The following is a 12,706-nucleotide window of genomic DNA, read 5'->3' as shown; positions in this document are numbered from 1 at the left end:
TTATATGAAACAGAAATCTTCTTCAGCTAAAAAATCTAAAACCTCTTTGCTTAAAAGTATTGGCCCCGGATTTCTGCTGGCGGGAGCTGCTATTGGAGTTTCTCATCTTATTCAGGCTACGCGTGCCGGCGCTGATTATGGTTTTATCCTGATCTGGGCATTGATCATCGCCTGTATCTCTAAATATCCATTTCTGGAATTTGGCCCACGATATGCCGCGGCCACAGGAGAGCATCTCATCGCTGGTTATAAAAAGATGGGGCGTTTTCCATATTGGATCTATATAATCATCACAACAGGAAGTATGTTTATTATCCAGGCCGCGGTCACGATCGTTACCGCCGGTCTTGCTGAACGACTTTTTAATTTTGGTTGGTCTCCTTTTATCTGGAGTTTTGTAATCCTGGGTTCTTGTATTGCGCTGTTGCTTATCGGGAAATATCCCGGGCTGGATAAGAGTATGAAAATTATTGTTAGCTTTTTGACTATTGCCACATTGGTTGCTGTGGTCATGGCTTTTGGTGCAGGAACGGTGGGAGATGCCGTAAATACTGAAGCTCCCTCTGTATGGACAACCGCAAGTATAGGTTTTGTTATAGCATTTATGGGGTGGATGCCCATACCGCTCGATGCTTCTGTTTGGCACAGCATCTGGACTAAGGAAAAAGCTGTGCAGGCAAAACAGAAACTTTCTGTACGCGGTGCCTTTGTAGACTTTAATGTGGGATATCTTTCTGCCGCTTTTATTGGACTATTATTCTTCCTGCTTGGAGTGCTGGTAATGTTTGGCAGCGGAACTTCCTTTTCCAGTAACAGCGTGGAATTTGCCACTCAGCTCATAGATCTCTACGGAAGGACGTTGGGAAACTGGAGCAAACCCATAATTTCTGTAGCTGCTTTTGTCACTATGCTAAGTACTGTACTCACTGTTACCGATGCGTATCCAAGGGTGATTTCAGAATTAAAAAACCCGGAAAAAGACTTGCCTCAGGATAAAAAAGAGAAGTGGAAGATTTACCAGATTTCGATATTTGCCATTCCCGTGCTGTCACTTTGTATCCTGTTTTTTCTTTCCGGTTCCTTTACGATATTGGTAGATTTCGCGGCAGGACTCTCATTTTTATCAGCTCCGTTTTTAGCATGGTTTAACTACAAATTGGTCACCGGCAAACAAATGCCGAAAAAACATCGTCCGAAAAAGAACTACACAATTTTCAGCCTGATTTGCTTCGGATTTTTGGTGGTTTTTAACTTAGTGTATATTCACTATTCATTTTTTCAGTAAAAACTAAATTAGCTACGTGCATTGAAGTATAAATTACTTATAACATAACCATTTTTTAAATTTAACTTCACATTAGAAAGAGAAGAAAAAACAATCTTTGTTCTGGCTCTAATTAGAGCAATTTCATTAATCATGGTTTTTGTCGACTTGATTTATGAAGAAGCCGTCTCACGGGACGGCTTTTCTTATAACTTCATTTAAGCATAATGTCTACATAACATTAATTTAACATTCTTTTTGGTTCTTTGCACCGACAAAAACCAAGAGTAATGAGATATCCGTGGCACCTGCTAACGGCATTTTTGCTGATAGTAACATGTAATACTATGGCGCAGGAAATTATGTCCAGTAAATTCGGAAAAGGACTTATTAATTTTACTGCAAAAGATAGTTCCTATAGCTTTAAATTTGCTACCCGCATCCAGTCCCTCTATACTTCCCAATGGGATTATCCCGAAAATGGAAATCTTAGGAGAGGAAACTCCAACATGCTTGTTAGAAGGGCCCGTTTAAAATTTTCGGGTTTTGCCTATTCTCCAAAACTGGAATATAAAATTGAGTTGGGACTGTCCAACAGCGACATTTCCGGTGCTTCTGAATATACCGGCAATGCGCCACGATATATTCTGGATGCAGTAATTTTCTGGAATTTTTATCAGAATTTTGAGCTATGGCTGGGGCAGACCAAATTACCGGGAAACAGGGAAAGGGTAATCTCTTCGGCAAATATGCAAACAGTAGACCGCTCCCTCGTAAACAGCCGCTTTAATGTAGACCGGGAGACCGGTGTGCAGCTACGCCACTTTTTTTATGCGGGCGATAATGTGCTTTTTAGGGAGGCCATTTCACTCTCCCAGGGCGAAGGACGCAACGTGACCACTGGAAATATTGGCGGGCACCATATTGTGGCAAGAGCTGAAGTGCTTCCTTTCGGCGATTTTAATGCCTACTCGGGAGCTGATCTTGAGCGCGAACCATCACCGAAATTAGCAGTAGGCGCAAGTTATAGTTTTAATAATGATGCCGTAAGATCAAATTCTGTTTCCGGAAGGTACCTGATCACCAACGACGGATTTCATCAAACCGACATTACCACTTATTTTCTGGACCTTATGTTCAAGTACCGCGGATTGAATGTAATGGCAGAAGCTGCAAAACGTACCGCAGATGATCCTGTAGCTGTGCATGGAGATGGTAGTCCTACCGGAAATGTGGTTCTGGTGGGAGACGGAATTAATGTACAGGCAGGATATGTCTTTAAAAATAACTATGAGATTGTGGGCCGCTATACCGGGATTGATCTTGACAATCAATATATAAATCGCGGTATCGAAAAGCAATACACTTTAGGCCTCTCGAAGTATATTGTTGGCCATAAACTTAAGGTGCAAACAGATCTTAGTTATAATGATTTTGATAATAACACAGATGATGGCCTAATGTACCGCCTGCAGGTAGATATTCACTTTTAATCATTATTGTCTCTAAAGATGTAATTAGTGGACAGCCTGCTCCTAAAAAAAAGCGCGATAACCTGAAAATAGACAGGAAAACGCGCATTAATTCTTTCAGTATTAATTATTCACCAGTAAGTTTTTCTCTCTAGTTTCTGAAACAGCTGTATCTGTAAGGGTTTTGAGATAGGCTATTAGAGCTTTTTGTTCGCTGTCATCGAGAGTCAATTCATCAAAAGGCAACGTTTGGTGCGGCAAATCGAAGCCTAATCCTGCTCCTCCACCTAAGTTATAAAAGTCGATTACTTCCTCCAGCGTTTCATAAACTCCGTTATGCATATAAGGTGCTGTTACAGCAGAATTTCTTACTGTTGGTGTCTTAAACATACCCTTCTGAATTTCTACTCCGTATTTCCAATAGAAACCAAAATCATCATCCAGTTTTAAATTTTGAGCAGTTTCGGGTACTCCAATAACTTCTCTTTCTGTCTCCTTAAAAAATGGTGGTACCGTACCGTTGGTAAGCGGCATAAAATGGCAGGTGGCGCAAAGTGCTTTGCCCATAAAAAGGTTAAAACCATGTTTTTCTTCCGCAGTAAAAGTATTCTCCTCTCCCCGAATGTTACGATCAAACTTCGAATTAAAACCATTAAGGCTGGCAATGTATGCCGACAAGGCTTTAATAACATCGGTATTTCTTCCGGAAATTTGTCCGAAAGCTTCACGGATCATTTCTTTATAAGCCGGATCTTCAAGAATCCCTTCTGAAAATTGATGTACGCCCGTGTTAAACTCTTTATCGTTCGTAAAAACTGAAGAAATCTGATCCATTAAATTTTCTGAACGACCGTCCCAAAAGAAGCTTTGTTGAAAAGCAACATTTATTAATGTGGGAGTATTGCGCTGAAGGTGATTTCCCTGATTATCCAGATTAGCCACCATACCATCTGAATAAGCATTTTCCGGAACATGACAGGTGGCGCAAGACATTTTCTTGTCTTCAGAAAGGTTTTTATCAAAGAAGAGTTTCTCTCCCAAAGCAATTTGTTTTTCTGAAGGATTCCTGTTCATCGCAGGCATAAAGAAATTTGCATTAAAAGAATCTTCTTCAAAAAAAGTGGACGCATCAAAATTGAATGGGGAGCTAACTTTCCCATCCCAAAGCCTGCTTTCTTTTCTTACAGCAACCCAGGTAGAAGTTACAGGATTCATATAATCCCGAATAAAAGTAAACCTGTCAAAATTTTCGAAGTTCTTATCTTGTTCAACAAATGTAATCGCTTCAGCTATTTTTTGCTGAAAATCCTTATCTAACTGCTCATTTCTCTCTATAATTATTCCTGCAATACTTCTGTTATAGACTTCGAGTAAACTTTGAAGGGAAGTGACGGTCTCATCAAACCCCAACTGACTTACCGGAGTATCAAAACCCGAAATTGACAAGCTGATAATTCTTAGCAACTGCTGATGTGTAGCAACAAAGAACCGCTGAGGATTTAGTTCCCGCTTAATAATATTTTCTTTAAGGTTAATCATTAATCCTTTAGTCACCTCAACTTCAGCTAAAAATTCTGTTTCAGACACACCTCCTTTATAAATACTTTCCTCTATTTTTTGCAAACCTACAGGAGGCATTGTCCTGCTGTTATCCTCCAGAAAAACCGGTAAAGCAGGTCCGTTTACCCTGTGACCAACGGGCGGATTCAGATAAGAAGCATAAGGTTCTGCTTTTTTAAATTCTGACCGGGCCATGGCAAAAACCTCCTTCGATTTTGCATTATCATGGCCAATTTTTTCCAGTTCCTCCAGGTGCGCAATGGACTTCTCAATACTTTCCAGATAGAAGCTTCTGGTGTTTAACCAATTAACGATCTTCTTCGCTTGTTCTTTATTTATAGCAAGGTCTACATATTCTTCATTATTTTTACAGGATGAAAAAGTAACAAAAAACAAAAGCAAAAAAAGCTTGTGGTATTTCATTTTACAGATTTTAGATTAATAGGAAAACCTCCGCACAAATGGCGGAGGTTTTAAATATCAATAAGTGAGGTTTATCTTGGCAAACCTTGTAAGATAACAAGTTGTGAAGCCTGGTCATCTTCATAAACTTCAGAAAAATCGTGTCCGTCAAGAGCTTTATACTCTTCTCTTTGCCAGTAATGCGGCTGTAAAGCAAGAATAAAAGTTCCGGGAATTCCAACTTTATCAGATACGTCTATAAGTGCCCCAAACTCCCCGCTAAGTCCGGTGCTATTGTTTGGAGCAAGATCCTGTCTCACCACCAATTCCAGAACTTTATGGATGTTATTACCACTAAGATCACTTTGGTAAATTTGTGCAGCATGCCCCCTGCTAAAGGAGTTTGGATCTTCCTGAATATAAACAAAATTCTCAGTCACACAAATATTATCAGGGCTCTGCAGTGCAGCAAGATTCCCATCCATATTGTTGGTATCTGTATTACCGCTCACTATCTGAGTTAATTTTCCGGTTAACGGAGATTCTTCATCCAATTCCAGTTTGTACACCGTACCCCAATCGTTGAACGTTCCGGCACCTGGGCCGCGGCCGGTAACTGCGAAAAATACATTTCTTCCGTTTGCATCAGATCCTTTTTGGTAATCTACATCTTCAACCCTCATAAAGTGCGTAGCTAAAACATCGTTGCTTGCAGCTTCCACTTCATCTTTGGTCATATCGGCAGCATTTTCGATTTCTACAAACTCCACTTCATAAGAAACACTTCGATCAAAATGCGCTTCAGAATATATTTCATCCTCATTAACAGGCTGTAAGCCACCTGCTCCGTCTGAAACCTCTTTTGTCCTTAGTACATAAACTTTTCCATTTTCAAGATCGTCATCTCCGTTTTCAGAATAATAGAGAACCACCTGACCTTCAGAATTACTGGAGTCATCATCTCCCCCAACAATTACAGTTTTACCGGAATAAGCATTTTGCGGAAGTGGCACTGCATTCTCCCATGAGAATTCCCCAAGTGCATCCAGTCCAAAATCTGCATTTGGGGTAGGAGTTTCCACCCATGGATCGATGCCTTTTACATCATAATGCAAACTTTCTGAAGCAGATAAAAAGATATCTTTACTTCCACCATGTATAGCGGCTTCCCACATAGTGGCAGAACACTGTCTTGCATAATCTGAAACACCTGAATCTAATAAATAATCCCCCGAAACCGGATTAAAATTTTCATCTAGACGGATTCTTGCCACTGCATAACTGTCTTCGCAATTTACCACATACATATAACCGTCTCCATCTTTAAGAAAACCTGCACCATCTGCAGAACCTGCTAATTGGAATCCATCTCCTACAACATCTGGCGTACTTAGTAAGGAATAGGCTTTTACGAAATTAAACTGAGGTGAAAGTGCAACTAAAGGATCTACACTGGACTTGTTTTCAAAAATACCCGCCTGATTAACGAGATCCTCCCCGTCTTCACCGTCTACACCATCCTGTCCGTCAACTCCGTCTCTTCCATCCACACCATCTACTCCGTCCCTTCCGTCTACTCCATCAATCCCGTCTTCTACTTCACAGGCATTAAAAAATGTCACTACAATAGAAAAAATAAAAATTTTAAAAATCAGTTTTTGCATGTTTTTCATGGCTTTTGGTTTATAGTTTATTGTTTTAACAAAACTAGCCGCCACCATGATCATGTGCGTTAACTCATTTTAGTGCTTGTATTAATAAAGGTTCAACTTAAAATTACGAAGGTTAAGCCTGTGTTAGTAGACAAGCTTAAATATCCTGGAATCAGGTACTATCTATCAAAAGTTTTGATAAACCGTTTTTTAATCCTCAACGAATGTCAAATTTAACTTCCCATATCGTGCCTGGGAGTCGTCCGCATCAATTTGATAGGTGTATTTGCCATTTTCGAGAGGTGTTTCTCCAACGTAGTCTATTGGCTGGATAGTGTATGTTTCCCCATCTATTTCCAGTTCAATAAAGGCATATCTATAGGCGGTTTCGAATATTTTGTATTCTGTAGTTTGCCCTGCATCTATATCTCCAAACGCTACATATTCATTTGAAGTATTTACTATAACATTTTTAAAATCGACCTGACTGGTATTGGATAATCGAATCTCTATTTCAGATTGATTGCTGTTGTCATCATCATTTGAGCAACTAATTGATACAGTAATCGCAATGATTAAAATTATTATTTTTTTCATAAGGTTATATAGTTTTTGATATTGTTAGAAATTTTATAGTAGTATTTTCTGTGTGTTCTCTTGTAAACAACAAACCGATATGAGAATTACTCCCTGACCAGGAAAGAATTACATTTCATAAGTATGATTTTCTTGACCACACAGTCCATAAGGTTTTTATTTACACATTACGGCTAAAAATTTGTTCAGCTTCATGGTCAGGACTATTTACAAACTCCCTGCTTTCTTCAAGAGTAAATTCTTTTACCTTTTCTCCAACACAGTCGTATAAATCTATTTTTTCGAACCCAAAGCACAAAGGATCTACCATCTGAATGTAAAAAACTGTTTCCCCTGCATACTCACTTTTCAGAATAGCAACTTTACAGGCATAATTGCCGCAATGCAACTCAGCAATCAACTCCTGCATCCATTCCAGTTCCAAAGGATTCTCTGCTGTACAGGCATTCTGAAGTTCAGCTTGCGCATTGATTTCATCCATTGCCTCATCTTCATAATCACAGGAAGTCACGATTCCTGAGACAAATAATAAGCATGCCAGTACATTTTTCATAGTAAATCTGATTTAAGTTATTCAAAAAAATTATTCCGAAGTTCTGAGAAGTAATTTGATTCTGTTATCATCAGATGCCAGATTTTAAGCGGTTCCTCATGTTACTGCAACAATCAGTTACAGAAGTGTTTTTTTAATAATTTAATCAACCGTGGAATCAGAGTTGGAATAATTTTCCAGACAAAAACTAAAGTCAACAGTTACTTCTTTTTCCACTGCTATTTCCTCCTCGCACACTCCTACTACGTCTTCCATAATGCATTCAGGATCATCTGACTTGGTATATTTGCTTATTTCGGTTAATTTACCAGTAAGTGTACCGCTAATAACACCTTCTTCGTAATCAGCAATTGTAAGTATGAAACCTTCCTGTCCGGGATTATCCAGTGCGGTAATTGTATTACTATAACCAAAAGAAGTAGTAGCCGTTTTTTGTTCAGGAAATGGTAAAGCAAAAATTACATATTCGAAATTATTCTGTAGTACTTCCAGTGAAAGATTATCCTGGATTTCTGAACTGAAATACATAGTGAATTCCAGTTGCGGACTTACATATTGATAATCAATCAGATTTAAAAATTCTTCTCCGCATACATTACTCATTGCACAAAGTGTTTCTGTTTCTGCACAATTTTCGACGGTGCCTACATTCAGGGTAACCGGATCATCTGTAAAACTGTCTTTTTCCGCTTCAGGACTGCATCCCAGTACAATAAAAATTAAGAAAATAAATCTTTTCATATTAATGGTTTTTAACTAGATGCTGAAACTCCGGAATGGTTGCGCATAAAAAACAAAAAAAGCGCAATCAAATTAATGATTGCGCTTTTGCTTTTATAATTCCTCCACTTTTAAGGAAGATAGGAGGGAAGATCCTCCCTTGTCTGGATAAGCGATACACAAGATTTTGCTATGCAAAATCTATTCTCTGCTTACTTCACCTCCTCGAAGTCTACCCTTCGATAAACTCAGGACAGGCTACTTGACTTCTTCGAAGTCTACGTCTTCTACATCGTCTCCACCTTTGGCTTCACCACCTCCGGCTTGTCCTCCCTGAGCTCCGGCTCCCGGTCCACCTTGTGGTCCTCCGGCCTGGCCACCCTGGGCTTCGGCTTGTGCTTTGTACATTTCTTCAGAAGCTGTTTTCCAGGCTTCATTCAATTTATCCAAAGCAGGAGAGATTTGCTCGATTTCTTTAGTTTCGTAAGCTGTTTTAAGCTCTGCAAGTGCATCTTCAACCGGCTTTTTCTTATCTTCAGAAATCTTATCACCAAATTCTTTCAGTTGCTTTTCAGTCTGGAAGATCATAGCATCGGCTTCATTTAGCTTATCAACTTTCTCCTTGGCTTTTTTATCGGTTTCAGCATTGGCTTCAGCCTCTTTCTTCATTTTCTCGATTTCCTCTTCGGTTAATCCTGAAGAAGCCTCGATCCTAATGTCCTGAGATTTTCCAGTTGCTTTATCTGTAGCGCTTACTTTAATAATACCGTTGGCATCAATATCGAAAGTCACTTCAATTTGAGGTGTTCCTCTTGGCGCTGGTGGAATTCCGTCTAAGTGGAACCTACCAATTGTTTTATTATCTGTCGCCATTGGACGCTCACCCTGCAACACGTGGATTTCTACAGAAGGCTGATTATCTGCCGCGGTAGAGAATGTCTGTGATTTTTTAGTCGGGATTGTCGTGTTAGATTCAATAAGCTTTGTATTCACACCACCCATTGTTTCAATACCTAAAGAAAGCGGAGTAACATCAAGAAGCAATACATCTTTTACATCTCCTGTTAATACACCACCCTGGATAGCAGCACCAATTGCCACAACCTCATCTGGGTTTACTCCTTTAGAAGGTTTTTTTCCAAAGAAAGCCTCTACTTCTTCCTGAATTTTAGGAATACGTGTAGAACCACCAACTAAGATCACCTCATCGATGTCGCTTTTAGAAAGACCGGCATCTTTTAAGGCTTTCTGTACAGGATCCATAGAACGCTTTACCAAAGTATCGGCAAGTTGTTCGAACTTAGATCTTGTAAGAGTCTCTACCAAGTGCTTAGGTCCGCTTGAAGTTGCAGTTACATAAGGAAGGTTGATTTCTGTCTGGCTTGAAGAAGACAACTCGATTTTTGCCTTTTCAGCAGCTTCTTTTAAACGCTGAAGTGCCATCGGGTCTTTTCTTAAGTCGATATCTTCTGCCTTTTGAAAAGTATCAGCCAACCAATCGATAATTACCTCATCAAAATCATCACCACCAAGGTGCGTATCCCCGTTAGTAGAAAGTACTTCAAAAACTCCGTCTCCTAATTCTAGAATAGAAATATCAAAGGTACCACCACCAAGGTCATAAACAGCAATTTTCTGATCCTGGGATTTTTTATCCAGTCCGTAAGCAAGTGCTGCTGCGGTTGGCTCGTTTATAATTCGGCTAACTTTTAGTCCGGCGATTTCCCCGGCTTCTTTTGTAGCCTGACGCTGGGAATCGTTAAAGTAAGCTGGCACGGTAATTACCGCTTCCGTTACGTCCTGTCCAAGATAATCTTCTGCGGTTTTCTTCATTTTCTGAAGTACCATTGCAGAAAGTTCCTGCGGAGTATATTTTCTTCCGTCCACATCTACACGCGGAGTGTCATTATCTCCTTTTACTACTTTATAAGGAACCCTTCCTGCTTCTCTTTCAGATTCAGAAAATTTATTCCCCATAAAACGCTTAATAGACGAAATAGTTTTTTGTGGGTTGGTTACAGCCTGACGTTTTGCAGGATCCCCTACTTTTATTTCGCCACCCTCTACAAATGCAATTACAGAAGGTGTAGTTCTTTTTCCTTCGGCATTAGGTATAACCGTTGGTTCGTTACCTTCCATTACGGCAACGCAAGAGTTGGTCGTACCTAAGTCAATTCCAATTATTTTACTCATAACTTTATACGTTGATTTTTATGTTATTGTTTCAATTTCTCGATCAGTTAAAGTCAATCTTTATGCCAGCGGAAAAGTTATGACAGGATGTCAGAAATACTTTAATTATAATGGCATTCCCTCCATTTCATTACGGGCCGGGCTATCCGCTGTATCCGCGAAGAAAAATTCGCGGGATGCCGCTCCTATCCCTAATGCATTTTAATGGGAAAGTGAAAAGTCGAAAAGTGAAAAAGTTAATGAGTCAAGGAATCAAAGGGTGAGTAGTGAGCAAAGGAGTGAAGAGTGAAAAGTGGAAAGTTCACGCTGGACAAAGGGAGGTTCGAAAAATAGCAATTTTCGACCTGGAGTTTCTGCCACGCCTTCTGAAAGAAGTAAAAGAGTTAAGAGGTGAAAAAGCTAAAATAAACAATGGCGCCCGCGTAATCTGAAGAAGCTATCTCTAGAAATATTTTACGATTCGTAGAGCCATGCTCCAAAAATGGCAATTATCGATCTTCAGAAGAAAAGTCGCCCGCCGATAATTCATAGAGTCTGTTATTACAGTCTGTAAAATAAAAGAGCTGTAACAAATTACAACAAAGAACGCTCACATGATCATTTACGAAAAAAACACTGTTAAGTTTGAAAGATATCGATCAGATTTAATCCCACAGGAAAGGCGCGAATTGATATGTAAAACCGGATAACATTAGTTAGGAAAGTTCAAATATTTGCTGATCTTAATTGCTCAAGCTAAATTTTCAACACTACAAAAGATTCACATTAAAAGTTGCAAAAGATCTTAATAAGCTGTTTTGGCCAGTTCATCTATTTTGACTGCTATTTCTTCCCAAACTTCCTCCTGGAGGAAATGTTTTGAAGGGAGAAGCGTCATTTCTTTAAGATCTGCCATCTTTTCGATTTCTTTACCGTAACGTTCGTAGGTCAGGCCGGGATCTTCTTCTCCCCAAATTGCCTGAATAGGGTAGGGCGTACCCTGAACAGCCTGTAAACAGGTATCCCTAAATTCAGTAGAGTCCGGGAATTGCCGCATTATTTTTAGAAATGCCTTTCCGTTGTCCTCTCTTTTTAGAAGATCTACGTAAGCTTTAATTTCTTCCGAAGGTATTTTATTTGAATCTGAAACTCCGAGTTTGGAGAACATGACAGGCCATGTTTCACGAGTCATCATTTTTAATTGAGCATCACCTAAAATTTTCTTTTCAAAGGGGCGCATAGGAAGTGGCTTTTTAAAGTTCACCACATCTACCCAGGTATTAAGGATAGTAAGGGAAAGTATGTTTTCCAATTGCCTGGCAGCAAGTACGAAACCAACAGGCCCGCCTATATCGTGAACTACCAGATGAAATTTTTTTACATCCAGTGCTTTTATTGCTTTGGAGAGAAATTCAGCAAAATTAGAAAATGTATAGTTAAAATCTTTAGGACGTGCAGACAGCCCGAGACCGGGAAGATCTATCGAAATTCCCCTGTAACCTTTATCAGCAAGGGAACGCAGTACTTTTCGGTATAAAAAAGAGGAAGTGGGGACACCGTGGATGCATAAAACCACCTCACCCTCTCCAAAATCCAGAGCGAAGGTTTTTTGTCCGTCTACTTCAAAATATTTTCCGGACTGTTCGTGCTTATGAATAACATCTTCAATTTTATTCTTTTTGCTATCTCCCATGGTGCGCTTTGATTTTTTCTATTGTACTTAAAGATGAGGAAATCAATATGATCTCCACCTAAAATTACGACTCTTAGTAGCAGAATTCAAATTGCAAATTATAATTATAGGTTAATGTTCAGCCTGATCTTTGAAATGGTTGTCAGCTGGTTTTGTAATAGGAGAAGCATAGTAAATCAAACACACCAACTAATTTACGGTTCAGTATTATTCTAATCCAGGGGAAATAGTTCCGTTTATGAGATTCTTTGCCACTAATTCAGTTGTATTGGTACATTCTGTTTTTTGAAGAATATTTCTTCTGTGAGTTTTTATGGTATGTGGAGAAAGATTCATTTCCTCTGCGATCTGTTCCGCATTTAATCCTCTGGATAATTCTTCCACTATCTGTTTCTCCTTATTCGTAAGAAGCTTTGAAAAATCGGTGCTACTGTCAGCGTCTTCGGGATCAAATTTTCCTTTGAAAATGTCCATATTGTAAAACTTTTTCCACCATTCCTATGAATAAAAGAAACTTTGTTTGTACTAGTAATATTAAGATGGGAAACAAATGTTTCAATGCAAAACACATGCTGTTCAATAGTAAAATGGGCGCTATTAAAAAATGGCAATTTTCGATCT

At 39.2% G+C, this 12,706-nt stretch carries 11 protein-coding genes; 3 read left to right on the top strand and 8 right to left on the bottom strand.

The features are described from left to right. Positions 1–4 precede the first annotated feature (4 nt). Both RM545_RS04615 and RM545_RS04610 read left to right on the top strand, forming a co-directional pair. Positions 5–1,285 carry an NRAMP family divalent metal transporter gene (locus RM545_RS04615; RefSeq protein ID WP_311494150.1) on the top strand — a complete coding sequence of 427 codons (1,281 nt, stop codon included), beginning with the start codon at positions 5–7 and terminating at the stop codon, positions 1,283–1,285. 269 nt (positions 1,286–1,554) lie between these two features. Beyond that, positions 1,555–2,757, top strand: coding sequence for a porin (locus tag RM545_RS04610; RefSeq protein ID WP_311494149.1), 1,203 nt, complete (start codon positions 1,555–1,557; stop codon positions 2,755–2,757). 102 nt (positions 2,758–2,859) lie between these two features. Here RM545_RS04610 and RM545_RS04605 read toward each other — a convergent pair whose 3' ends face one another. The 6 genes from RM545_RS04605 to dnaK form a co-directional block, all read right to left on the bottom strand. Further along, a complete protein-coding gene (locus RM545_RS04605) occupies positions 2,860–4,719 on the bottom strand; it encodes a cytochrome-c peroxidase (RefSeq protein WP_311494148.1) in 1,860 nt (619 codons plus the stop codon). Between the two features lie 71 nt (positions 4,720–4,790). After that, positions 4,791–6,371 carry a PhoX family protein gene (locus tag RM545_RS04600; RefSeq protein WP_311494147.1) on the bottom strand — a complete coding sequence of 527 codons (1,581 nt, stop codon included), beginning with the start codon at positions 6,369–6,371 and terminating at the stop codon, positions 4,791–4,793. Positions 6,372–6,560: 189 nt separating this feature from the next. Continuing rightward, complete coding sequence (locus tag RM545_RS04595; RefSeq protein WP_311494146.1) at positions 6,561–6,947, bottom strand: hypothetical protein; 387 nt, start codon at positions 6,945–6,947, stop codon at positions 6,561–6,563. Positions 6,948–7,107: 160 nt separating this feature from the next. Next, positions 7,108–7,500: a hypothetical protein gene (locus RM545_RS04590; RefSeq protein WP_311494145.1), complete on the bottom strand. Its 393-nt coding sequence runs from the start codon at positions 7,498–7,500 to the stop codon at positions 7,108–7,110. 141 nt (positions 7,501–7,641) lie between these two features. Next, a complete protein-coding gene (locus tag RM545_RS04585; RefSeq protein ID WP_311494144.1) occupies positions 7,642–8,241 on the bottom strand; it encodes a hypothetical protein in 600 nt (199 codons plus the stop codon). Positions 8,242–8,478: 237 nt separating this feature from the next. Beyond that, a complete protein-coding gene (gene dnaK / locus RM545_RS04580; RefSeq protein WP_311494143.1) occupies positions 8,479–10,413 on the bottom strand; it encodes a molecular chaperone DnaK in 1,935 nt (644 codons plus the stop codon). Between the two features lie 266 nt (positions 10,414–10,679). On the opposite strand from dnaK, the gene RM545_RS04575 reads away from it, so the two are divergent. Next, positions 10,680–10,844, top strand: coding sequence for a hypothetical protein (locus tag RM545_RS04575; RefSeq protein ID WP_311494142.1), 165 nt, complete (start codon positions 10,680–10,682; stop codon positions 10,842–10,844). Between the two features lie 353 nt (positions 10,845–11,197). Here RM545_RS04575 and RM545_RS04570 read toward each other — a convergent pair whose 3' ends face one another. Both RM545_RS04570 and RM545_RS04565 read right to left on the bottom strand, forming a co-directional pair. Then, on the bottom strand, positions 11,198–12,085 hold the full coding sequence (locus tag RM545_RS04570) for an alpha/beta fold hydrolase (RefSeq protein ID WP_311494141.1): 888 nt from the start codon (positions 12,083–12,085) through the stop codon (positions 11,198–11,200). Positions 12,086–12,292: 207 nt separating this feature from the next. Further along, a complete protein-coding gene (locus RM545_RS04565) occupies positions 12,293–12,559 on the bottom strand; it encodes a response regulator transcription factor (RefSeq protein ID WP_311494140.1) in 267 nt (88 codons plus the stop codon). Positions 12,560–12,706 lie beyond the last annotated feature (147 nt).

Source organism: Autumnicola lenta (genome assembly GCF_031846515.1).
GTDB lineage: Bacteria > Bacteroidota > Bacteroidia > Flavobacteriales > Flavobacteriaceae > Autumnicola > Autumnicola lenta.
Note: the sequence above shows the minus strand (reverse complement) of the source record. Positions and strands in the feature narration are given on the sequence as shown.

What these genes read in the sequence shown, in the direction of transcription:
- RM545_RS04615 (WP_311494150.1), top strand. Translation starts at nt 5, where the DNA reads ATGAAACAGAAATCTTCTTCAGCTAAAAAATCTAAAACCTCTTTGCTT.
- RM545_RS04610 (WP_311494149.1), top strand. Translation starts at nt 1,555, where the DNA reads ATGAGATATCCGTGGCACCTGCTAACGGCATTTTTGCTGATAGTAACA.
- RM545_RS04605 (WP_311494148.1), bottom strand. Translation starts at nt 4,719, where the DNA reads ATGAAATACCACAAGCTTTTTTTGCTTTTGTTTTTTGTTACTTTTTCA.
- RM545_RS04600 (WP_311494147.1), bottom strand. Translation starts at nt 6,371, where the DNA reads ATGAAAAACATGCAAAAACTGATTTTTAAAATTTTTATTTTTTCTATT.
- RM545_RS04595 (WP_311494146.1), bottom strand. Translation starts at nt 6,947, where the DNA reads ATGAAAAAAATAATAATTTTAATCATTGCGATTACTGTATCAATTAGT.
- RM545_RS04590 (WP_311494145.1), bottom strand. Translation starts at nt 7,500, where the DNA reads ATGAAAAATGTACTGGCATGCTTATTATTTGTCTCAGGAATCGTGACT.
- RM545_RS04585 (WP_311494144.1), bottom strand. Translation starts at nt 8,241, where the DNA reads ATGAAAAGATTTATTTTCTTAATTTTTATTGTACTGGGATGCAGTCCT.
- dnaK (WP_311494143.1), bottom strand. Translation starts at nt 10,413, where the DNA reads ATGAGTAAAATAATTGGAATTGACTTAGGTACGACCAACTCTTGCGTT.
- RM545_RS04570 (WP_311494141.1), bottom strand. Translation starts at nt 12,085, where the DNA reads ATGGGAGATAGCAAAAAGAATAAAATTGAAGATGTTATTCATAAGCAC.
- RM545_RS04565 (WP_311494140.1), bottom strand. Translation starts at nt 12,559, where the DNA reads ATGGACATTTTCAAAGGAAAATTTGATCCCGAAGACGCTGACAGTAGC.